This window comes from Leptolyngbya sp. O-77 (assembly GCF_001548395.1).
Taxonomy (GTDB): domain Bacteria; phylum Cyanobacteriota; class Cyanobacteriia; order Elainellales; family Elainellaceae; genus Thermoleptolyngbya.
The window spans coordinates 929,596-951,262 of the sequence record NZ_AP017367.1 but is presented as its reverse complement, the minus strand read 5'-3'; the positions used below and the strand labels follow the sequence as shown (position 1 = coordinate 951,262).

The following is a 21,667-nucleotide window of genomic DNA, read 5'->3' as shown; positions in this document are numbered from 1 at the left end:
GTGTTGGGGTGTTGGGGTGTTGGGGTGTTGGGGCGATCGCAGTCTAAGAGAACGTTTGAAAATTCCTACTGTTTGTAGCAAAGTGTGCCAGATCCCCCTAAATCCCCGCGCTGACGCGCCGCTACGCTAGAAATAAGGGGGACTTTGAGATCTCCAATGCGTTGCTAAAACATCTGGATGGGAAGCTCTGAGAGATACGAGATCGGGTTCTGTAACTGCCAATATAGCTCTGCCAGAGCGGGGTTTTGGTTCTCGGCCTGTGCCCGCAGAGCGCCTGCTTGGGTCTGTGTCAGGCAGCTATCCGTGCGGCAGATCGAGGTGACCAAGGCGACGAGTTCCCAGTCGCCGATTTTGGTAGCGCTGGCGGCGATCGCGCTCAATGATCTGGTTTTGGCATCCTCGTCCTGGATGGTCTGCGCGATGGCGATCGCCTCCTGGAGGACAGGCCGGGTCAGGCTGGCGTCGCCAAATTCGCCTGCTGTCAATGCGACCTCACGCAAGAAATCTGCTCGGCTAAACTCATCCTGAGTAGTTTTGACGAACGCCAGCGCCTCCTGCAAGGCTGCCTGGGCCAAGCTGGTTTCTCCCAGCTCATTCGCTGTGCTTGCGATCACGCTCAAGGTATTAGCTTTGGTTTGTTCATCCTGAATGGCTTTCGCGGTTGCTAGCGCTTCCTGCAAGATCGGCCGAACCAGGCTGCTCTCGCCAAGTTTGCCTGCCGCAGAGGCGATCGCGCTCAGGGTTTGAGCTTTGGCCTCTCCATTCTGCATGGCTCTCGCAGTTGTCTGCGCCTCCTGCAAAACGGACTGGGCAAGCGTCGCGTCTCCCAGGTCGCCCACCGCAAGTGCGATCGCGTTCAAGGTTGCATACTTGCCGTACTCATCCGGTATGGCTTGCGCGATGGCGAGAACCTCTTGCAAAACGGATTGGGCCAGGCTGGTTTCTCCCAGGTCGCCCGCTGCAATGGCGATCGCGCCCAATGCATAAGCAGTATTGTCCGGCTGCACGGTTTTCGCCGTAGCCAGCGCCTCTCGCAAAATGGGCTGAGCCAGGCTGATGTCTCCCAGGTCGCCCACCGCAATGACGATCGCGTTCAAAACCATGATTTTGTGGTTTTCATCTTGCATGGGTTTTGTCAAAGCCAGCGCCTCTAGCAGAACGGGTTGGGCAAGATTGGCGTCTCCCACCTCGCCTACCGCTTCTGCGATCGCCCGCAACACCCAGGCGTTATGCCGCTCATTTTGCATAGGCTTTGCCATCGCCAGGATCTCTTGCAAAATGGGACGAGCTAGGCTGGGGGTTTCCAGCTTGCCCACCGCAGACGCGATCGCATCCAGGACAGCAGATTTGCCCGCCTCATCTGGCATGGATTTGGCAATGACCAGCAGCTCTGGCAGCGTGGATTGGGCCAGGCGGGTGTCTCCCAATTCGCTCACTGCAAAGGCGATCGCCCGCAAAATCGTGTTGAACATGATGCCATTGGGCCCGTCCCCGTCCTGCATGGGTTTCGCGATGGCGAGCACCTCCTGCAAAATGGGCTGGGCCAGGCTGACATCCTCAAACTTGCCCGCTGCGACTGCGATCGTCATCAAGGCTCCCGGCTTGCTAAACTCATGGATTTCTTTCGTGGTGGCGATCGCCTCTTGCAGGGCAGCTTGGGCCAGGCCGGGTTCTCCGAGTTCGTTGGCGGTAAAGGCAATCACGCTCAAAACCTGAGGTTTGGTCTCCTCCGTCCAATCCTCGTCTCCAGGGGGAATTGCGATCGCGGCTGCCAGCGCCTCTTGCAAGAAAGTAAATACCGTACTGGCACCTCCCACCTCACCCGCAATAGCGGCGATCGCCTGCAAGGTCAGGGCTTTGTCAGGCTCACTCTGGATAGACCGGGCGATCGCCAGCGCCTGTGAAAAATTGCCATCTGCTGCCAGCGCCAGGGCCGCCGACTTCGCATCAGCATCTCCGCTGGTGCCCAGCTCAGCCAGGTCGCGACGAATTTGCAAAAGCGGTTCGGGTGGGCTGGCGAGGCTGCTCCAGCCGACGGTGAGCGCTAGTCCGGCGGCAACTAGTCCACTCGCCAGCCTATATTTCCGAGTGACGGCGTTCCGAATGACGTTGCCAAGAGTTGGGGGAATTTCCTGACTCATCAAAAACTCCTGATTAAGGGGCGTGAGGTGCTTCTATCTTCTCCTAGCTTCCATATCCTGCCATCCGTAGGGCCCTATGCAAAAAACAGGTGCCCTGTGAGGGGCACCCGACGCATCAGGAAGATTTGACTATCAAGATCGCCGCTATTCTTGCGCCCATTCAAAGGCATCGCGCTTGGCGTAGATATTGTGGACGTGCTTTTTCACGGTGTCTACGGTGATGTGCAGACTGGCGGCGATCGCCTTATATTTCCAGTTCAAGTGGCGCAACAGCCAGACTTCCGCCTCGCGTTCCGTAAGGCCATAGCGTTCCCGTTCGGCGATCGCCCGTTTGCGGGCAGACTGCATCCGGTCTTCTAGCGTCACGCGCAGGCAGGGCCGCTCTACCGATTCCAGCGCGATCCACTCCACCCGAATCCGCAGCGGACTGTTGCTACTGGTGAGAATTTCATCTTCTAGAATCACCGTCGTATCTTGATGCAGCGCCCGATTGTTAACCAGCATTTGGCAAACGCGCCAGATTTGGCTGGGCAATTGCATGGCTTTTAGCCCGTCAGACGACAGCATCCGGCAAATTTCGTGAGCCGAACGGTTGGCGTAGATGACCTCGCCGCGATCGCTCACAATCAGCACACCATCGATGAAACTCTCGAAAATCGCTTGCAGTAAAAAATTGTTGTTCATGGGGGGCTTTCCAAAAATACACTGCATTGCCTCGGCGAATGACAGAAGCTCAGGTTCCCTGATTGCTCAGGTTCCTGACTGATTGCTCTGGCGACGCGGGGGCAAAACACAAGCGTCAGCATCATTCGTTGAGGTCGCAGCGTTTTCTTGCTAGAGGCGGGATTTTTTGTTGCTCCCACTTTCTACAGATGGCACTGTGCCACTATGCAAACTGCTGTTCCGGATGGGGTGTTTTGGCAATAGAAAATCACAGATTAAGCGTTTAACTGAGTTGCCACACCGGAGATTGGTCGTCGGATTGGGCGGGAATTATTCAGCGGCGCAGCGCAGATCAGGTAGATGAAAAACACTGCCACAAACGATGCCGCCGGGTAACGCGCCACGGTTGCCCTTGGGAAACCCTAAGGGCGATCGCAAAGGCAACAGAACAATCAATGCAATCAGGAACTCAGCCAGATCATTCTAAATACCGAGGTAAATTTGGTAGAGCTAATGCAGTTATCAGCGCTACGTCCGGGTTTTACGCAGTGAATTTTATATCTATTCTCCTAAGCAGAGCCACGACTGGAATTGCTGGAGGCCCCGCAGACACTTGACGGGCAATCCAAAATCGCAAATCCAAAATCGAGAATCGACATTAGATGGTGGGTGATGGGTTCTGCATCATTTTGGAAAATCGCGGATTGCCACGAAACTCCCCTCAACCCGCTGCTTCCCAAGGGTCGATTTTGGCGCGGACGCTTTTCAGGTGCTTTTTCACGGTTTCCAGCGTGATATAGCAAATTTGGGCAATTTCCTGGCGGGTGTGGCCCGTGCGGTGCAGTTCCCAAATTTCCGTTTCGCGCCGGGTCAGGCAAAAGCGGCGAGCTTCGGCACGGGCGGCGCGGCGGCGCAGGTTGTCTTGATCTTCCAAAATCACCATCAGATAAGGGCGATCGCCCTCAGCTAGCGTCATCCAGTGCGATCGCATCCGAATTTGCTGGCGCGGCTCCACAAAATATTCGCCGTCTTGCACGGTCAGCTTGGCGATGCGTCCTGTGGTCACGAGCTGGCACACTTGCCAAACGTCGGCTGGCACCTGGAGGGGCGATCGCTGCTCAGCCTGTACCTGATGCATCAATCTCTGGCAGATTTGTCGGGACGCATCGTTGGCAATTACTAACTCGTTTTCCGTCGCGATGAGAATACCGTCTAACAAACTTTCAAAGAGTGAATTGGGGATCATGATATATGCCTACAACAGGGGGCTGGGGTTAGAAATCAAGGGTTAAACCTGAAAGCTAACCTGTTAAAGGTTCACGAAATTTATCGCACAGCTTAGAAACTCGCACATTCAAATCTGGAGGTTTCAAATTTCAAGGCGATGGGGTCAACTTTTGCCACAGCATGAGAGCAATTTATAGACGGCAAAAATCTTCGACTTAATAGAAAGTCCTATCTTTCGATCTGTTTCTAATTAGCTGTCTGTTTGGTAGCGTTTAACAGGGTCTGCTTAACGGCTAATATCATTTCTTCGAGATGACGCAATCGATTAGATCGATTAGCTTGTGAGATGCATTTTATGAGCGCGTCTCACAAAATGATTTCAGGATGATTTCAATCAGCGAATTCAGAAAATTGATATAGCCAGAAAAGCCACGAATCGAAAGAAAATGACGAATTCAGGTGCTTGAAGCGATCGCATCGCAGGTTGTTCAATCATTCTTCAGCTTGCTGACCCAGGTTGCGAGGGCGATCGCCCAGGTGAACCAGAGTCAGCTTCGTACTACAAAGTATTACATTTTCACGATAGGCTATTCCGGAGAGATTTGTCAATATCGTTTTGCGATATCAATCTAAACTCTCTATCGCAGCGTCTCAGCATCTCAGCATCTCAGCATCTCAGCATCTCAGCCGTCTCAGCCGTCTCAGCCGTCTTAAATTTAATGTTTACTCTTCTTCCAGCAAGATCCGCACCCAGCGCGGCGGTTCGGGAATGGCGTTGCCCAGCCGCCCCAGCAGTAGCCACGCCGCCAGGTGAATCGTAAACACATACACTAGGTCGCTGAGCAAAAACGCGCCTACCGTCAACGCTTGCACCGCAGGCAGATTGATCTGTCCCAGTGCGCCCACGCCCAGCAGCCCCCAATCCACCAGACGAGTCACCAGCCACTCCAGCAGATCGGCGATGCGGCGTGTTAGATACACCCACAGGTCTTCGCCCACAAAGGCAGACGTGAGCAAGACTCGCGCAAACAGGCCAAACGTCGCCAACATCGCGCCCAGGCCAATCGACACGGGCCAGCCCGCGCCCCGCCGCCACAAAAAGCCGAGCTGTACACCCAGCAGCCCGTAGGGAATGATAAATAAAGCGCTGAGAAACGGGCCCATCAGCACCGACAGCAGCAGCCCCGTCACCAGCAGCGACATCCAGGCTGCTCGCGCTCCCCAGCGCAGATACACCAGGGCGATCGGCAGCGGAAAGACGATCCGCATCCAGGGCACCAGGCTGAGATAGTAGCTCACCAGCCACAGCAGCCCCGCCGTGCTGGATAAAAACGCTGTTTCCACCAGCTTGAGCGGGGCTGGCGCTACGTTGACCTGCACGGGCGAAGGTTCAGGCGAGTCGGCGATCGCCAATTCGGGTTCGGCGCTCATTGCCTTTAGCGCCGCGTCCCATTCTGCATCGCTGGACTTGAGGCGATCAGACGATGGACGAGCGGGCGATCGCCAAAGGCAAAGTCTGCAAGCTTAGCGTGTCTGGATTAGAGTAGGACTACATCAACTGTTGAGAGACTTCTATGGCACCCAAAAAAGTTGGTGACATGACGATAACAGAGCTAGAGTCGCTCATCATCAAAACCGTAGACATGAAGTTTAGGCTTGTTTTGCGTCCTGCAACACCCGCTGAGCCAGACCAAGTGCGGGCACTTTCGAAGGCGACTGCTAACCGTCGTTGGACACCCCCGGTCAGCGCTCCCACAGCCAGCCAAATGATTTTAGAGGAGCGCAACCAGTGGCGGCAAGGTATGTCGTAGATGCCAGTGTTTTAGCCCATGACCTGAATCCTGATCGTTACACAGCTGAAGCTGCCAATCTTTTATCGGGTTTAGTCGATGGCCACGAACTTTACATTCCAGAGTTTTGCCTTTTGGAATGCACGAATGTGTTGTGGAAACAGGTTCGCTTCAACGGATTTCCCCAAGTAGACGCAGAGTCGATCATTGCAGATTTTCTCGATCTGCCTTTTCAAGTGGTCGCAGTTTATTTGCTCCTGCCAAACGCTCTCAAAATTGCGCTTAGTCATGGTTTAGCTGTGTACGATTCGCTCTATATTGCCCTCGCGCTAGAATTGGGCTGTCCGCTAGCAAGTGTAGACAATCGCCAGGTCAAAGCGGCGCTCGCCAGTGGTGTAACCCTTAAACCCATTGCCGACTTTTCAGACCAATAGCGCTGCTAGACTACTCACTTCATGTCATAGCCAAACAGATTGGGGTCTACCTCGTCCAGATTCAGGTCAGCGAGGCCATATTCAGCCCAGCGGCGCGACACCAAATCCGCCGTGTCGGGGTCGGGTTCGAGCTGCTTACCCCAGGGGCGATCGCTCTCTGGATAGATCTTGGTCGTCGCGTCGATGCCCATTTTGCTGCCGAGGCCGGGGCGCTCGGTGGCAAAGTCCAGCGAGTCGAAGGGATTGTCGGGCAAGATGAACACATCCCGCGCTGGGTCTACCTTTGACGTGATCGACCAGACCACCTGGCGCGGATCGCGGACGTTGATATCTTTGTCTACCACCACCACAAATTTCGTATAGCTAAACTGCGGCAGCGCACTCCAAAACGCCAGCGCCGCCCGCCGCGCCTGCCCTGGATAGGACTTGTCGATGGACAGGACGGCTACTTTGTAGCTCAAGCCCTCCATTGGCAAGAAAAAGTCCACAATTTCCGGGACTTGCTGCCGCAGAATGGGCGTGTAAATCCGGTTCAGCGCCAGTGCCATCATCGCGTCTTCCTTGGGCGGGCGACCGCTGAAGGCAGTGAGGTAAATCGGATTTTTGCGATGGGTTATGCAGTGGAAGCGGATCAGCGGGCCGTTGGGGTTGGCAGGGCCGTAGTAGCCCATGTGGTCGCCTGCGGGGCCGTCCATCGCCACCTCGCCGGGGGTAATCGTACCCTCCAGCACAAATTCTGAATCGGCGGGCACTTCCAGATCCACCGTCTTACACTTTGCCAGATGCACACCGCCGCCGCCGTAGAGTCCGGCAAACAGCCACTCCGACATATCAATGGGCAGCGGGGTCGCGGCCGCCATCACCAGCATCGGGTCTACCCCAAGGGCGATCGCCACTTCCAGTTTTTCGCCCCGCTCCGCCGCCTTCCGCAAATGCCGCGTTGCGCCGCGCACCGAGAGCCATTGCACCGTCATCGTGGTTTTGGATTGCAACTGGAGGCGATAGACACCCACATTCACAATCTTGTTTTCGGGGTCTTTGGTAATCATCAGCCCCAGCGTGATCACCTTGCCCGCGTCGCCCGGATACACCCGCAGCAGCGGCAGCTTGGTCAGGTCTACCTCGTCGCCCTTCAGCACCACCTGCTGACACGGCGGCAGCAGCTCCCGTTGGGGTTTGGCCTTCACCACGTCAAACAGGGCCTTGCCCAAGTCAACCGCCTGAGAAATCTTCTTGGGCGGGCGGGGTTGATACAGCAGGGCCAGCTTCTTGCCCAGCGCTTCCAGTTCTTCGGGCTGCTCCATGTTCATCGCCCAGCAGACGCGCTGCACCGTGCCCATCACATTCACCGCGACGGGATACTCAGCCCCCTTCACGTTTTCAAACAGCAACGCCGGACCGCCGCTTTGCAACAGCCGATTGGCAATTTCGGCAATTTCCAGTTCGGGATCAACCAGCGCCGTAATGCGCCGCAACTGCCCCCGCTGCTCTAGCTGGTTCAAAAATCCCCGCAGGTCTCGCGCCATGATGAAGAACTGTAACGTGTCTCTTCTCATTATCAACGAGATCGGTTCAGTCGTTTTTCGGTGCAGAGATCCGTACCCAGATGGGCCAGAAACGCAAAACGAGCGACCTGTAGCTCTCTGATATCCCCAGAAGGCACTTGGGGCAAGCGTTTAGCCAATTCTGAAAATCGCGATGAACATTAACCCTTGCAGGACTACTTGCGGCACACTCTCTCAGGTTCGGTCGGATTGTTTGGATGCTGGGACTGAAGAATTAAGCCGTCAGCTTTGTACGCTGCTGCGAATGGAATCTGCCAGAAGCGGTAGGCCGTGGGTTCCCTTCTCGCACCTTGCAGAACTGTATCACCAGTACTACGGCCGGGTGCTGGTGCAGCAGTTTCAGCGGGCGGGCTATCCAGATTCGGGGCTATTTTGGCGGGATCATCGGCAGGTGTTTTCGACCTACGCGACACCCGTGCCGGAAAATCCCTACGTGGCTGAGTTTGCAGCGGTGAACCCGACTCAGGATTTTCGTCGAGGTTCTCAGGGCGATCGCCCCCACGCCCGTCGTCGCCGCCGCCCATCCACCCATTGACTAAACCAGGGGCGATCGCCCACTCTACCGATAGCTGGCAATAGACGGCACGACTCGGCTACAGTTGCCAAACTGCCAGGAATTCATGAGCGTATGCAGGTCTTCTCGACCACGAGTATTTCCCCCATCTCCAAATAGCGCCGATGGTAACGGGTTATTCAAATAGCTGTATACCGCTGGAGCATGTTCCATAAACGGCTGAACATCCGCCAGACATTGACCCATCAGTTGTGTTGTGGTGCGCGTCCGTTCCAGTTGGTTGCCCAAAGACCAGCGGGCCTGCTGGCTTTCCGCCAGACTGCGCTGGGTTGCCTCAAGCTGGCTGCTCAGGCTTTTCACCTGCTGGTTCGCATCGTAAAGCCGATCATTAAGTGTTTGCGCTTGTTTTTTCGACTCCTCTAGCGCCAGTTTTGTATCGTAGAGTTCGTCGTTCTTCCGTTTGCCGTAGTCCTTCGCACTTTGCAGTTCTGTTTTCGTGCTATCCAGCGCCTCAGCCGCCTCCTCAAGCTGATGATTCAGGTCAGCAACTTTGCCTTCTATACCAGAAAAGGCAAGGCGCTGTCCGTAGTAGCGATATTCCTGAAGGCCGTATACGGCGGAACCAACGCACAGTGCAATCAGGGAAGACAGCAAAATTGGGCGGAGATGAGCGTCTTTGAAAAAAGTAGGATGGAAATCTGTGTGCAGCGTCATGGCAGGCACCCTCCTCCTGATCAGCGATCAGGTTTTCTGGTAGAAGCCTTGCGGATAGAGAGTTTGAAGCGTTTTCTATAGGCTTTGGCTTACACTCTGATCCTACCTCTGATAAGCAGAATTGCTCAGTGGGTGCAATTTTTCTTAAGCAGAGCTTATGTACTAAGCTGGGACTGGGTGATCAAATGCGATCGCCCTCCTCACAATTGCCAGAAGGAGGGCGATCGCTCAATTCTGACAAAACCCGGCTTCGCTCGACCTAGCCAAACGCAGCCGCGCTGCGGGTGGGCATTTCCTGCTCATCGTCGATCGTCAGTTTGTGGGGCTTGCAGCGTTTAATGCTGAGCTTGATTCCCTGTGCGCCTTCTTGCACTAGATCCTCGACGTAGCCGCCCTTGTGTTGTTCTGCTTCCGTTGCACTGGCGAAGGGGCCGAAGTAATAGGTGCAGCGGGGCGAGTCGGTTACAATTTCCACCCACCAGGCCGCACCCACCGTTTGCAAGATCGAGATCCAGGTTTCTTTCATAAGGCGTTGGGATGTAAGTCTTTGGCTTAAACTGTAGGGTTCTCTTCAGGAAAATTCAATATTTATTACAATCCTTTATGAACCAGCTTCAGCAAAATAAGGCATGCTGTGAGCCAGTCTGTTCAAGGGGGCTAAGCTTCTATCCCCTTCCATCCCTAAGACTTCTAGCTCAAGTTTTGTCCCGCCTACAGCATCCCTTGAAATCTGCCCCCCAGATCGTATTGTGTGTGACGTTTAGGCAAAAATTCTGATCACTCCGGATTTCACTCTATATTTTGCCTCTGCGTTTTTTTCTGCATTTTTTGGGGCATGTTTTCTTGTTTCGGGGGGCAGATGTATACCCAGGTCGTGAATCACTTGGCGATCGCCGGACTGAGCGAGAGCGTACTCGTCCAGCGCTGGCGATAGACCTCATACAGCGCCATGCCCGCGGCCACTGAGGCATTCAGGCTGGCCGTTTTGCCCCGCAGCGGAATCGACACCAGCACATCGCAACTGCGCTGTGTCAGCAGGTTCAGCCCGTCGCCTTCGGAGCCGACCACCAGCACCGTCGCCTTGTGAAACGTGACCGTGTTGATTGACTGCCCCGCTTCTGCGTCGGTGCCGTAAATCCAGAACCCTTCGGCTTTCAACGCTTCGAGCGCTCGTCCCAGGTTGACCACGCGGGCGATCGCCAGGTTTTCCAGCGCACCCGCCGCAACTTTCATCACCGTTGAGGTGACCCCGACCGATCGCCGCTGGGGAATCACAATCCCTTGAGCGCCCAGTGCTTCGGCAGTGCGAATAATTGCGCCCAGGTTGTGGGGATCGGTGATGCTGTCCACTGCCACCAGCACGGGCTGTTCGGTAGCGGCTTTGGCCTGGGCAATCAGGTCGCCTAGTTCCAGATATTCATAGGGAGCCACCTGGGCCACAATGCCCTGATGCGTTGCGCCATGCGTCAACTGATCGAGCCGTCGATTGTCTACTTCGTCGATGACGGCTCCGTTGCTCTTGGCCTTTTGCAGTAGCGTATGGAAGCGGGGATCGTAGCGCAGGCGCGGCGTGACCCAAATGCGGTTAAGCTGGCGATCGCCCTCCAGCGCCGCCACCAGCGTATGACGACCATAGATCAAATCGGGGCTGGCTTCTTCGGATTCATGCAGTTCATTGCCGAGGCTCTCCGTGGCCCCATAGCGGGCTTCCGAAACGTCCCTAAAGTCCCTCGGTTGGGATGCGCCGCGATCGCTCTCCCAAGCTGGTCGGGGCGGTTTGCGGCCGGGGCGATCGCTCCCGTCTCTGCCTGGCGCAGCGGCCGGGCGGCGGGAAATAGGTCGAACCTGATCGCCGGAAAGACGGACGGGCCGGTCTGGGCTAAATTTGGCTTTGGCGGGCTTGTCTGCATCACTGCGACGACGGGGGGGGCGATCGCCTGCGGATTGCTCTGACCGGCTCTGGTCCGACGGTTTAGCGCTGTAGGAGTCTCTGGCAGGACGATCCGGGCGATCGCCCGAAAACTTTCTGCCCGCAGGTTTGCCGTAGCGATCGCCAGAGGGCTTTCGACTCGTAGATCCCTCACCGTAGCGATCGCCCGAAGCATCGCCTGCGGCCCGCTCACCGGAGTAGCGATCGCCCACCGACTTTCCGCCTGCCGACTTGCTGCCCGCCGACTTTCCGCCCGAAAACTTTCGCCCGCCCCCGCCTGCACGCGGCTTGCCCGGTCGGGATGAACCCTGTCCTTTGCGTGGGGACGACCCCCGATTGGAATCGCGGTTTTGAGCAGCCATGAGTCTCCTTCCCTGACGTAGTCGTAGTGTCTAAATGTCTAAGACGCGCCGGGCAGTAAAACCGTCAGCATCTCCGGGTTTCTAGCATAGCGGAGCCAGCCCCGAATTGGGGGAAAACCAACACGATTCCCTGACCAAAGATTTCTTGCAATTTTGTTGCGGTTGCTTAAGCTTGCTGCATCTAAACGGTCAGGCTTTTTCGCTGCCCTCTTCAGGCAAGTTTTCTAGCGGCTGCATCCGTGTCAGCAACTCCTGCAACCGCCCTGGGTTGCTGAGATACAAGTACCCCAGCAGCGTTTCTAGACCTGTGGCCTGACGATAGATCTCGGCATCCACCCGCCGGGGGCCTCGCTGAGCCGCATTGCGCCCTCGCCGCACAATGTCTTGCTCCTGTTCGGTGAGATGGATAGAGAGCGATCGCACCTGGGCGGCCTGGCTTTCGGCCCGCACCTGCTCCACGACTTGCCGATGATAATCTTGAATGCGTTTGGGCGGCAGCAAGCAGGCTACCCGCACATGCAGCTCATACACTGCATCGCCCACGTAGGCCAGAGCAGCCGGAGAGAGCCGCTGGAGGTCTTGCTCCCGGAGTCCCTTCTCAGCGGGGCACGACCCAGCCGCATCAAGACCGCTTGGCATTCTCCAGAGCCGCCTCGACGTTGGGTTGAATCTTGAAAAATTGCTCCAAACGCACCATTTTGATCGTCTGCATGACGCGGGAGTTGGCGATCAGTTGCAGCTTGCCACTTGCCTGCTGCACTTTCTTTGCCACCTGCACCAGCGCCCCAATGCCGGAGCTATCAATAAAGTCAATCTGGGACATGTCGAGGATGACGCTAGACGGCCCCTCCTCGATATATTTATCGACGACTTTGCGGAAGGTGGGTTCAGAAAACGCATCGAGAAGCCCCGCGAGGCGGAAGACCTGGCTGTTGTCTCGCACCTCCCGAGTGCCGCGCAGGCTCACCGTTAAAGTAAGTGTCTCAGGAATAAGAACCTCCCCGCTGGCGTTCAACTCAGCGCTGTGTCTGGGTAAGTGAATCGAGGCTTAAGTATACTCCAAAGTGAATTTGTGGCCAATAGAACTTTTAGCCGCGTGAGCCGCGCTGTCTATAATCTGCAATCTGCGCCGATACGCCGATGAGTCGATACGCCGATGCCGATACGCCGATGAGGAATGGGGATTTAGCTTGGGTATTTGGGGTGGGGGCGATCGCCCCAAATACACCTTCGACACACTTGCTAAAGGGCGCGAATGAACGGGGCAAATTGAAAGATGGCATCAACTCGAAAAACCAAATAGGGGATGGTTATTTTGGGGCGATCGCCCCCACAGAAAAAGGTCGTCAAGCAATTAGAACCCTCGCGTTTATTGAGCAGCCATACACCCATATTTTTCGGCCAATCAACCGGCCGATCAATCAGATTTCCTGAACCGAACTTCAGGACGGTTTTTCGGCTTTTTCACCCTCGGATGCGCCCTTGATCTTTACAGGGATTCCCTCGGTCATGAAGTGCTTAATCAGATCAGCAAACTCTTCTTCCTTAGTTTTTTCCTTTTTCTTCTCAGCAGGCTTGTTGAACAAGAATGAACACGCAAATGCAAACCCAATAAAGATCCACTCTGCACCTGTCATAGATTATAGTGATCCAAATTCAACAAAACATTAAAAACACGACTCAGGCAAAGTAAATCCCTGAGTTTACGGAACCTTTTCCAATTACAAGGTGGTCGCGAGGCTACGCCAAAGCCCCTGCCCCAGGCTGCTTTCACGGAGAGACGCTAGACCAAAAAGCACTAACTTCAGATGGGAGCTAGAGCATAGGGGCTAGGCATTGCAAAATGCAACAACAGTTCTAAAGACAGCAACTAGCTACAGTCAAGACAGTCAAAATCCTGCTTCAAAACTCAGATCCCTTAAAGATAAGGTATGATTCTGGATTTCAATCTGCTAAATTCTCAATCATTCTAAGACCGTATTTGCCGAACGAATCTTAAGAACTGTGTTAGAAAGAACTGTGTCAGAACATCAATCCGCACCTACCTAAGTTGATGTCCTCAATTAAATTTCATTCCTGAATCTTTAGCGATTGCCCCTGGCTTGAGAGTAAACCGATTCTTAAGAAACTTTCCCAAGAAACGTTTTCAATAAGTTCAGCGGGCTGGAAGCAGATAGCATCCATTCTAAGCACAAATTTTAAAAAATCAAGAGAAAAACAAAAAAGCCTTCTATCGTACTGCCTTTTTTCGTGTCATGGAAGAGGGGAGAAAGCCTTGGCTTTAGGCAGCGGGCTGAGTTTGCACTTCCTTTTGCACTTTCTGACGAAAGCGCTTTGCCCACTGGCGTTTGCCCCCTCTAGCCAAATGCCCCCTCTAGCCAAATGATGGAGTCAGGCCAGTTCCCTAAGCAGTGCTGCCGTAGCGGTAGGCGTTACTAGCGTATTGGCACAGAGAATCCCCGACGCAGCGACCGCCGGAACCCCAATTCCTGGCAGGGTGCTGTCGCCGACGCGGTAGAGTCCGCGAATGGGCGTGTGTGTGCTGGGAAACCGGCCCTGATGGGCGGCGATCGCCGGGCCGTAGGTCCCCCGATGGCGGCGCAGGTAGCGGGCATGGGTGAGCGGTGTGCCGATTCGCTCTAGCACGAGGCGATCGCGCACGTCGGGAATCACCCGCTCCAGCGCCCGATAAAGCGGCTCTGCCCGCTCTCGCTTGCGGGCTTCGTAGGTGGCATCGCGCTGCCAGCCGTCGTAGGGTTCCAGGGTATAGGCATGGACGACGTGATGACCTGACGGCGCGAGGCTGGCATCCCACACCGAGGGAATCGAAATCATGCAGGTGTGGCCCGGCGCAGCCAGGTCGTAGCGCTCAACCGGATCTTGCACCACGACATGATGGCCAGTGAGTCCCTCTAGCCCGTCGGCGCGGATGCCCAAGTGCAGGTGCATAAAGCTATCTACAGCGGGGGTTTCCAGAGCGCTCTGACGGTAGTCTTCGGGCAAATCACCGGGCTTGAGCAGGTGCGTGTAGGTGTCCCAGAGGGTGGCGTTGGAAATGACGGTCTTTGCAGCGATCGCCTCGCCCGACCGCAGCCGCACGCCCACCGCCTGCCCGTTTTCTACCAAAATTTGCTCCACATGGGCATTCAGCCGCAGCCTGCCGCCCCATTTCTCCAGCCCACGCACGAGGGCTTGCACGATCGCCCCGCTGCCGCCCAGCGGATAGTCCACCACAGAATTTGTGCGTTCGCCAAACATAAACGCCATCTCTGGCGCGACCGTTCCCGCCGCAGGCAGCCCCGACAGCAAGAAGCATTCCAGGTCTACCAACCGCCGCACCCACGGATCGCGCACAGTTTGATCCAGCAGATCACCCGCCGAGGACTGGAGCGATCGCACTTGGGGCAGCAGCTTGAGCAGCGCCCAGGGATAGCGGCTGAGCAAAACTGGCACCAGTTGCCAGTCTGCCCGCAGCGCCAGGGTGGGGATGTCGCGCAGCCCGTTGTAAATCTGGAGGAACCGCTGCTCTAGCTGGGCAAGCTCTCGCGCACCCTGGGGCGTGATCTCGGCCACGGCAGCCCGATAGCAATCGCTCTGGCAATGGACCGGAAACGTGCCCTCTGGAAAGTGGTAGTGACCCAGTGGGTCGTAGGGCACAGCCGCAACCGACTCGCCCAGCACATCCAAAACCTGCTTGAGCGGATTGAGCGATCGCCCCTCACTCAGCCCGCAATAGAAGGAGGGGCCTGAATCAAAATGAAAGCCCTGCCGCGAAAAGCTGTGGGCCGCACCACCCGGAATTGCGTGGCTTTCGCACACCAGCACCCGCCGCCCATATCGCGCCAGCAGCGCTGCCGCCGTCAGCCCGCCAATGCCGCTGCCGATCACCACAACCTCATATAGATTATCGATTTGTGAACTGGGTAATGGCGTATTCATGGAAGGCGAATCGGCGGAACCTGTTGAGAGCGCAAAAATAGACCGGAAAATACGGAGAAAGGGCGATCGCTCCCTGATGGGAAAATATGCCGATTTGGGTACGATGTGTGCGGATCTTCCTTATTTCGACGGTTGGCTGCCGTCCAAACCTCAGTCTAGCGCCTGCTTTAGCCTCAGTCGGTCGTCTACCCAGCCCATTGCGAGCAACCTGCCATGTCATCTGTAAACTTCGTCGGCTCCGAGTTTCCCATCAACACAATTACAACAGGCAGTCAGAGTACGTCACTACTCACCGCTGAGGCATTCTCGACGAGGGCGATCGCAGTAGATGGCAATGGCGGGTTTGTGGTGGTATGGACTGGACCAGACGGCAGTGGCTCAAACACAGGAATCTATGCTCGTCGATTTAACAGTGCGGGTGTAGCGCAGAACTTGTTTGATGGCGCATCTTCTGGACTCACTACAAACGATGCCCGCATCAACACGACGACAGCGAATATTCAACAACTCGCCAGCGTTGCAGCCGATGCCGAGGGCAATTTCATTGTGGTGTGGGAAAGCATCCAAGACCCGGTGACAGGCGATTCAGGCATTTACGCTCAGCGCTTTGACAAAGACGGCAACCGCATCGGTGGCGAAACGCAGATTCATACCGGCACGCTAGGCGACCAGACCGAAGTGAGCGTGGCAATGTCTCCCACGGGCGAGTTTGTCGTCAGCTGGACAAGCGACGTAGGCGATGGCAACGGCACTGGGGTTTTTGTGCGACGGTTCAACAGCGCGGGCGTGGCGCAGCCAATCGAACCACCGATAGGCCCTGCCAGCACCGACGATATCCAGGTCAATACAACGACAGACCTGGATCAGCGTTTTTCTAACGTGGCGATCGCCCCCGATGGCAGCTTTGTGGTCACCTGGTCGAGCGTTGGGCAAGACGGCAGTGGCTTCGGCGTTTATGCCCAAAAGTTCAGCAGTACGGGCGCACGAGTCGGCACGGAATTCCCTGTCAACAGCACCACTGCAAGCAATCAGCAAAATTCCCATGTGGCGATCGCCCCTGATGGCAACTTTGTCATTACCTGGTCGAGCGAAAACCAGGACGGCTCTAGCTGGGGCGTGTACGCCCGCCTGTTTGACAGCAATGGTGACCCGCTGACGGGCGAAATCCTTGTCAACCAGTTCACCACGGGCGAGCAGCGTTATTCCACGGTGGCAATGGATAGCGACGGCAACTTTGTCGTCACCTGGCAAAGCTTTAGCCAGCCTTCTGAAACTGTGACGACCACGGGCATTGTGGCGCGGCGCTTCAGCAGAACGGGCACTCCTCTGGGTGACGAGTTTCTGGTCAACACCACCACCCCAGGCGATCAGCGCTTCCCTGCCGTTGGTGTTGCTCCCAGCGGCAATTTTGTCGTCGTTTGGACGGGGCCCGACGCTAACGGCACCGGTGTCTATGGACAGCGGTTTTCGCCGCCCACCAGCACCGCGCCGACCGATATCCTGCTAACGCCTGCCAGTTTTCCAGAAAACTCCCCGCTAGATACCGTCATTGGGAATCTCTCCGCCATTGACCCCGATGGAGATACTGTCACCAATTTTGAACTGATTGATTCAGTCAATTTTCCAGATAACGCTAGTTTTGAAATTCAAACTGGGCCCGGCGGGCCGATTTTGGTGCTGCGGGCAGCGGCAGATTTTGAGACAAAGAACAGCTACACCATCAAAATTCGGGCAACCGATCCAAACGGATTGAGCTACGAAAAAGAAGTGGTGGTGGCGGTGACGAACGTCAATGAGGCACCCACTGCTATTAATCTTGATCCGCAGTCTGTGGATGAGAACTCGCCCATTGGCACAGAAGTTGGCATATTCACAACCATTGATCCTGATTTTGTTGACACCCACACCTACACACTCGTCTCCGGCACAGGCGACACCGACAACGCCAGCTTCGCGATTGTCGGCAACCAACTCCGGCTGAACGTTTCCCCCGACTTTGAAACGAAAGATAGCTATACCATTCGGGTTCGCACCACCGACAGCGGCAACTTGTTCTTTGAGCAGTCGTTCACCATCACCATCAACGACCTCGACGAAACGCCGCCCAACCAAGCCCCAACGGCGATCGCCCTTAGCGCCACCAACGTCGATGAAAACGTCCCGGTCGGAACCACCGTCGGTACATTCACAACCACCGACCCCGACACGGGCGACACCCACACCTACACACTCGTCTCCGGCACAGGCGACACCGACAACGCCAGCTTCGCGATTGTCGGCAACCAACTCCGGCTGAACGTTTCTCCTGATTTTGAAACGAAAGATAGTTATACCATTCGCGTCCGCACGACTGACAGCGGCAACTTGTTCTTCGAGCAGTCGTTCACCATCACCATCAACGACCTCGACGAAACGCCGCCCAACCAAGCCCCAACGGCGATCGCCCTTTCTCCCAACAACGTCGATGAAAACGTCCCGGTCGGAACCACCGTCGGCACATTCACAACCACCGACCCAGACACAGGCGACACCCACACCTACACGCTCGTTTCCGGCACAGGCGACACCGACAACGCCAGCTTCACGATTGTCGGCAACCAACTCCGCCTCGCCGTTTCACCCGATTTTGAAACTAAAGATAGCTACACGATCCGCGTCCGCACCACCGACAGCGGCACGCTGTTCTTTGAGCAGTCGTTCACCATCAACATCAACAACGTTAATGAAGCCCCAACCGCTCTCATACTGAGCGAAACAGACGTTGATGAGAATGTTCCCGTTGGTACTACGGTTGGCACTTTCAGCACCACCGATCCAGATACCGGAAACACGTTTACTTACTCGCTTGTTTCCGGCGCAGGCGACACCGACAACGCCAGCTTCACAATTGATGGAAATGCTCTGAAATTAGCAGTTTCACCCGATTTTGAAACTAAAAATAGCTACACCATCCGCGTCCGCACCACCGACAATGGCACGCTGTTCTTTGAGCAGTCGTTCACCATCACGATTAACGACATCGCCGAAACCCCCGTCAACCAAGCCCCAACGGCGATCGCCCTCAGCACCAATTCTGTCGATGAAAACGTCCCGGTCGGAACCACCGTCGGCACATTCACAACCACCGACCCCGACACAGGCGACACCCACACCTACACACTCGTTTCCGGCACAGGCGACACCGACAACGCCAGCTTCACGATTGTTGGCAACCAACTCCGCCTCGCCGTTTCACCCGATTTTGAAACTAAGAGCAGCTACACGATCCGCGTCCGCACCACCGACAATGGCACGCTGTTCTTTGAGCAGTCGTTCACCATCACGATTAACGACATCGCCGAAACCCCCGTCAACCAGGCCCCAACGGCGATCGCCCTTTCTCCCAACAACGTCGATGAAAACGTCCCGGTCGGAACCACCGTCGGCACATTCACAACCACCGACCCCGACACGGGCGACACCCACACCTACACACTCGTCTCCGGCACAGGCGACACCGACAACGCCAGCTTCACGATTGTCGGCAACCAACTCCGGCTGAACGTTTCTCCTGATTTTGAAACCAAGAACAGCTACACGATTCGCGTCCGCACGACTGACAGCGGCAACTTGTTCTTCGAGCAGTCGTTCACCATCACCATCAACGACCTCGACGAAACGCTGCCCAACCAAGCCCCCACGGCGATCGCCCTTAGCGCCACCAACGTCGATGAGAACGTCCCGGTCGGAACCACCGTCGGTACATTCACAACCACCGACCCCGACACGGGCGACACCCACACCTACACACTCGTCTCCGGCACAGGCGACACCGACAACGCCAGCTTCACGATTGTCGGCAACCAACTCCGGCTGAACGTTTCTCCTGATTTTGAAACGAAAGATAGCTATACGATTCGCGTCCGCACGACTGACAGCGGCAACTTGTTCTTCGAGCAGTCGTTCACCATCACCATCAACGACCTCGACGAAACGCTGCCCAACCAAGCCCCCACGGCGATCGCCCTTAGCGCCACCAACGTCGATGAGAACGTCCCGGTCGGAACCACCGTCGGTACATTCACAACCACCGACCCCGACACGGGCGACACCCACACCTACACACTCGTCTCCGGCACAGGCGACACCGACAACGCCAGCTTCACGATTGTCGGCAACCAACTCCGGCTGAACGTTTCTCCTGATTTTGAAACGAAAGATAGCTATACGATTCGCGTCCGCACGACTGACAGCGGCAACTTGTTCTTCGAGCAGTCGTTCACCATCACCATCAACGACCTCGACGAAACGCTGCCCAACCAAGCCCCCACGGCGATCGCCCTTAGCGCCACCAACGTCGATGAGAACGTCCCGGTCGGAACCACCGTCGGTACATTCACAACCACCGACCCCGACACGGGCGACACCCACACCTACACACTCGTCTCCGGCACAGGCGACACCGACAACGCCAGCTTCGCGATTGTCGGCAACCAACTCCGGCTGAACGTTTCACCCGACTTTGAAACCAAGAACAGCTACACGATTCGCGTCCGCACCACCGACAGCGGCAGCCTGTTCTTCGAGCAGTCGTTCACGATTACGATTAACGACCTGTCAGAGCTTCCTCCTGTTGTTAATCAGCCGCCCACAGATATTGCTCTCAGCAGCCTCAGCGTCCTAGAAAACGTTCCGGCTAATACAATCATCGGCACGTTCGACAGTTCCGATCCGGATCATTCCAGCGGGTTTACCTATACGCTGGTCAGCGGCGCAGGCAGTACGGACAATGCTGCGTTTCTGATTGAGGGCGATCGCCTCCGCATTCTCTCTTCGCCAGACTTTGAATCCAAAAATTCCTACAGCATCCGCGTCCGCACCACCGACCCCAGCGGCGGCAGCTTTGAAAAAGTATTCATCATCAGCGTGCTGGATGTGAATGAAACCCCGTCTAGCATCTCGGCCCCAATCGTGGTTGACCTAAATGGCACGGCTGCGGGAATCGACTTCAGCATTGGTGCGCCGACAGTTGCATCAATCAAAGTGGCTGCGCCAAACGCCACCATCACCAAAACCAGCCCCACCAACCTGACTCAGCTCGTGGTCAATCTGACCAACCCGATCAATGGAGCCAGCGAGCGCCTGATCGCCGATGTCAGCGGCACTAACCTGCGAACCAACTATAACCCCACGGGCGTACTCACGATCTGGGGCAGTGCCCCTGCCTCTGTCTATCAGCAGGTCTTACGTACCATTACCTACGAAAACTCGGCGGCTGTGCCCAACACATCTACTCGGACGATTTTTGCCGCTGCGTCTGATGGGCAAACCTTTAGCCCCATCGCCTTCACCACACTTAGCTTTGTCGGACTCTCTCAAGTCGATGGTACGAATGGGGACGATGTGCTGGTAACCACGCCAAACACAGATTTGCTTTCGGGCAGAGCCGGAAATGATATCGTCCGGTCTACGTTGGCCAATTTGCGGCAGCAGGACGTGATTCGCGGTGGGCCGGGGGTAGATACCCTTGTACTAACCGATGGCACAGGGTCAATCACTGTCAATGTTGGCAATTTCAATAGCCAGCTTCCTGACATTTCCCCAGGAACGCTGGTCACTGAGTTTGAAGTCTTTGACTTGAGCGGGTTCCGGGGCAATGCGCTGATGATTGGCGCAGATAATTTTGATGATTATCTGGTGGGCGGCATTGGCAACGACACGCTGGATGGCGGCACGGGCAACAATACGCTAATTGGCGGACTGGGCAATGATGTCTACATTGTCAGGAATCCAGCGGATACGATTATTGAACGCCCCAACGAAGGCAACGATACGGTGCAAGCCGCCGTGAACTACACGCTGCCGGATCACGTTGAGAATTTGGTGCTGATTGATAACGCCAGAAATGGCACGGGCAACGCGCAGAACAACCGCATTACGGGCAATGCGCTGAGAAATCTGCTGCAAGGCGGCGCGGGGAACGACACGCTGCTGGGGCTGGCCGGTGCGGATACCCTGCTGGGGGAGGACGGCAACGACCTGCTGGAGGGTGGGCGTGGCCGGAATATCCTGACAGGCGGACAGGGACGAGATACGTTTGTGTTTGGCGTGGGCAGGGGGCTGGGTCGCAGCATCGTAACGGACTTCAATCTGCGTCAAGATCGGATTCTGGTGCGGGGGACGGGGCTATCGGCTGGACGAATCGATGCAGCCCAGTTTATCCGGGGAACAAGCGCCCGTCGCCAGAGCGATCGCTTCATTTACGATGCCGCCACGAGTCGCCTGTTCTTTGACCCCGACGGCACAGGCAGCCAGCGTCAGGTGTTGATTGGCACGCTGAGCAATCGACCGTCGCTGGGCGCAGGGAATATTATTGTGGGGTAGGTTTGTGTTAGGTCGCATCTGACCT

The 21,667-nt window shown here is 56.0% G+C and carries 17 protein-coding genes; 4 read left to right on the top strand and 13 right to left on the bottom strand.

Going from position 1 to position 21,667, the window contains the following annotated elements; genetic code table 11:
- Nucleotides 1-164: 164 nt before the first annotated feature.
- From O77CONTIG1_RS04035 to O77CONTIG1_RS04020, 4 genes are all read right to left on the bottom strand, one after another.
- The gene (locus O77CONTIG1_RS04035) at nt 165-2,141 is read right to left on the bottom strand and encodes a hypothetical protein (RefSeq protein ID WP_068508284.1); all 1,977 of its coding nucleotides are present in this window, start codon (nt 2,139-2,141) and stop codon (nt 165-167) included.
- A 144-nt stretch (nt 2,142-2,285) separates the two neighbouring features.
- On the bottom strand, nt 2,286-2,825 hold the full coding sequence (locus O77CONTIG1_RS04030; RefSeq protein WP_068508283.1) for a helix-turn-helix transcriptional regulator: 540 nt from the start codon (nt 2,823-2,825) through the stop codon (nt 2,286-2,288).
- Nucleotides 2,826-3,525: 700 nt separating this feature from the next.
- Nucleotides 3,526-4,050 (bottom strand): helix-turn-helix transcriptional regulator, encoded by a 525-nt coding sequence (locus O77CONTIG1_RS04025; protein ID WP_084782146.1) that lies wholly within the window; start codon nt 4,048-4,050, stop codon nt 3,526-3,528.
- A gap of 704 nt (nt 4,051-4,754) precedes the next feature.
- Nucleotides 4,755-5,462: a DUF2232 domain-containing protein gene (locus O77CONTIG1_RS04020; protein ID WP_068508279.1), complete on the bottom strand. Its 708-nt coding sequence runs from the start codon at nt 5,460-5,462 to the stop codon at nt 4,755-4,757.
- 143 nt (nt 5,463-5,605) lie between these two features.
- Here O77CONTIG1_RS04020 and O77CONTIG1_RS04015 point away from each other — a divergent pair, with 143 nt between their 5' ends.
- Both O77CONTIG1_RS04015 and O77CONTIG1_RS04010 read left to right on the top strand, forming a co-directional pair.
- A complete protein-coding gene (locus O77CONTIG1_RS04015) occupies nt 5,606-5,842 on the top strand; it encodes a hypothetical protein (protein ID WP_068508278.1) in 237 nt (78 codons plus the stop codon).
- Nucleotides 5,821-6,255, top strand: coding sequence for a type II toxin-antitoxin system VapC family toxin (locus O77CONTIG1_RS04010; protein ID WP_068508276.1), 435 nt, complete (start codon nt 5,821-5,823; stop codon nt 6,253-6,255). Before O77CONTIG1_RS04015 ends, O77CONTIG1_RS04010 begins: the two co-directional genes overlap by 22 nt.
- A 14-nt stretch (nt 6,256-6,269) precedes the next feature.
- Here O77CONTIG1_RS04010 and O77CONTIG1_RS04005 read toward each other — a convergent pair whose 3' ends face one another.
- A complete protein-coding gene (locus O77CONTIG1_RS04005) occupies nt 6,270-7,781 on the bottom strand; it encodes a UbiD family decarboxylase (RefSeq protein WP_068508274.1) in 1,512 nt (503 codons plus the stop codon).
- Between the two features lie 283 nt (nt 7,782-8,064).
- Here O77CONTIG1_RS04005 and O77CONTIG1_RS04000 point away from each other — a divergent pair, with 283 nt between their 5' ends.
- Nucleotides 8,065-8,355, top strand: coding sequence for a hypothetical protein (locus O77CONTIG1_RS04000; protein ID WP_156434914.1), 291 nt, complete (start codon nt 8,065-8,067; stop codon nt 8,353-8,355).
- A 24-nt stretch (nt 8,356-8,379) separates the two neighbouring features.
- Here the strand turns inward: O77CONTIG1_RS04000 and O77CONTIG1_RS03995 are convergent, their stop codons facing one another.
- The 8 genes from O77CONTIG1_RS03995 to O77CONTIG1_RS03960 form a co-directional block, all read right to left on the bottom strand.
- Nucleotides 8,380-9,048 carry a hypothetical protein gene (locus O77CONTIG1_RS03995; RefSeq protein ID WP_068508271.1) on the bottom strand — a complete coding sequence of 223 codons (669 nt, stop codon included), beginning with the start codon at nt 9,046-9,048 and terminating at the stop codon, nt 8,380-8,382.
- 259 nt (nt 9,049-9,307) lie between these two features.
- Nucleotides 9,308-9,574, bottom strand: a complete 267-nt coding sequence (locus O77CONTIG1_RS03990) for a DUF1816 domain-containing protein (protein ID WP_068508269.1) — start codon at nt 9,572-9,574, stop codon at nt 9,308-9,310.
- A 353-nt stretch (nt 9,575-9,927) separates the two neighbouring features.
- The gene (rlmB, locus tag O77CONTIG1_RS23280) at nt 9,928-11,340 is read right to left on the bottom strand and encodes a 23S rRNA (guanosine(2251)-2'-O)-methyltransferase RlmB (protein WP_084782143.1); all 1,413 of its coding nucleotides are present in this window, start codon (nt 11,338-11,340) and stop codon (nt 9,928-9,930) included.
- A 189-nt stretch (nt 11,341-11,529) separates the two neighbouring features.
- Nucleotides 11,530-11,979: a Mini-ribonuclease 3 gene (locus O77CONTIG1_RS03980; RefSeq protein ID WP_068508267.1), complete on the bottom strand. Its 450-nt coding sequence runs from the start codon at nt 11,977-11,979 to the stop codon at nt 11,530-11,532.
- The gene (locus tag O77CONTIG1_RS03975; RefSeq protein ID WP_225894684.1) at nt 11,963-12,355 is read right to left on the bottom strand and encodes an STAS domain-containing protein; all 393 of its coding nucleotides are present in this window, start codon (nt 12,353-12,355) and stop codon (nt 11,963-11,965) included. Before O77CONTIG1_RS03975 ends, O77CONTIG1_RS03980 begins: the two co-directional genes overlap by 17 nt.
- A gap of 73 nt (nt 12,356-12,428) precedes the next feature.
- Nucleotides 12,429-12,608 (bottom strand): hypothetical protein, encoded by a 180-nt coding sequence (locus O77CONTIG1_RS24155; protein ID WP_156434912.1) that lies wholly within the window; start codon nt 12,606-12,608, stop codon nt 12,429-12,431.
- A gap of 174 nt (nt 12,609-12,782) precedes the next feature.
- Complete coding sequence (locus tag O77CONTIG1_RS03965; protein ID WP_068508261.1) at nt 12,783-12,977, bottom strand: hypothetical protein; 195 nt, start codon at nt 12,975-12,977, stop codon at nt 12,783-12,785.
- A gap of 754 nt (nt 12,978-13,731) precedes the next feature.
- Nucleotides 13,732-15,279, bottom strand: a complete 1,548-nt coding sequence (locus O77CONTIG1_RS03960; RefSeq protein WP_068508258.1) for a phytoene desaturase family protein — start codon at nt 15,277-15,279, stop codon at nt 13,732-13,734.
- A 213-nt stretch (nt 15,280-15,492) separates the two neighbouring features.
- Here O77CONTIG1_RS03960 and O77CONTIG1_RS24150 point away from each other — a divergent pair, with 213 nt between their 5' ends.
- Nucleotides 15,493-21,642 (top strand): cadherin domain-containing protein, encoded by a 6,150-nt coding sequence (locus O77CONTIG1_RS24150; protein WP_156434910.1) that lies wholly within the window; start codon nt 15,493-15,495, stop codon nt 21,640-21,642.
- Nucleotides 21,643-21,667: the final 25 nt, after the last annotated feature.

Coding starts and splice junctions, on each gene's coding strand:
- rlmB (WP_084782143.1), bottom strand. CDS start 11,340: ATGGCTGCTCAAAACCGCGATTCCAATCGGGGGTCGTCCCCACGCAAA.
- O77CONTIG1_RS04035 (WP_068508284.1), bottom strand. CDS start 2,141: ATGAGTCAGGAAATTCCCCCAACTCTTGGCAACGTCATTCGGAACGCC.
- O77CONTIG1_RS04020 (WP_068508279.1), bottom strand. CDS start 5,462: ATGAGCGCCGAACCCGAATTGGCGATCGCCGACTCGCCTGAACCTTCG.
- O77CONTIG1_RS04025 (WP_084782146.1), bottom strand. CDS start 4,050: ATGATCCCCAATTCACTCTTTGAAAGTTTGTTAGACGGTATTCTCATC.
- O77CONTIG1_RS04015 (WP_068508278.1), top strand. CDS start 5,606: ATGGCACCCAAAAAAGTTGGTGACATGACGATAACAGAGCTAGAGTCG.
- O77CONTIG1_RS04000 (WP_156434914.1), top strand. CDS start 8,065: ATGGAATCTGCCAGAAGCGGTAGGCCGTGGGTTCCCTTCTCGCACCTT.
- O77CONTIG1_RS03965 (WP_068508261.1), bottom strand. CDS start 12,977: ATGACAGGTGCAGAGTGGATCTTTATTGGGTTTGCATTTGCGTGTTCA.
- O77CONTIG1_RS03990 (WP_068508269.1), bottom strand. CDS start 9,574: ATGAAAGAAACCTGGATCTCGATCTTGCAAACGGTGGGTGCGGCCTGG.
- O77CONTIG1_RS03980 (WP_068508267.1), bottom strand. CDS start 11,979: ATGCCAAGCGGTCTTGATGCGGCTGGGTCGTGCCCCGCTGAGAAGGGA.
- O77CONTIG1_RS03960 (WP_068508258.1), bottom strand. CDS start 15,279: ATGAATACGCCATTACCCAGTTCACAAATCGATAATCTATATGAGGTT.
- O77CONTIG1_RS24150 (WP_156434910.1), top strand. CDS start 15,493: ATGTCATCTGTAAACTTCGTCGGCTCCGAGTTTCCCATCAACACAATT.
- O77CONTIG1_RS03995 (WP_068508271.1), bottom strand. CDS start 9,048: ATGACGCTGCACACAGATTTCCATCCTACTTTTTTCAAAGACGCTCAT.
- O77CONTIG1_RS04005 (WP_068508274.1), bottom strand. CDS start 7,781: ATGGCGCGAGACCTGCGGGGATTTTTGAACCAGCTAGAGCAGCGGGGG.
- O77CONTIG1_RS04030 (WP_068508283.1), bottom strand. CDS start 2,825: ATGAACAACAATTTTTTACTGCAAGCGATTTTCGAGAGTTTCATCGAT.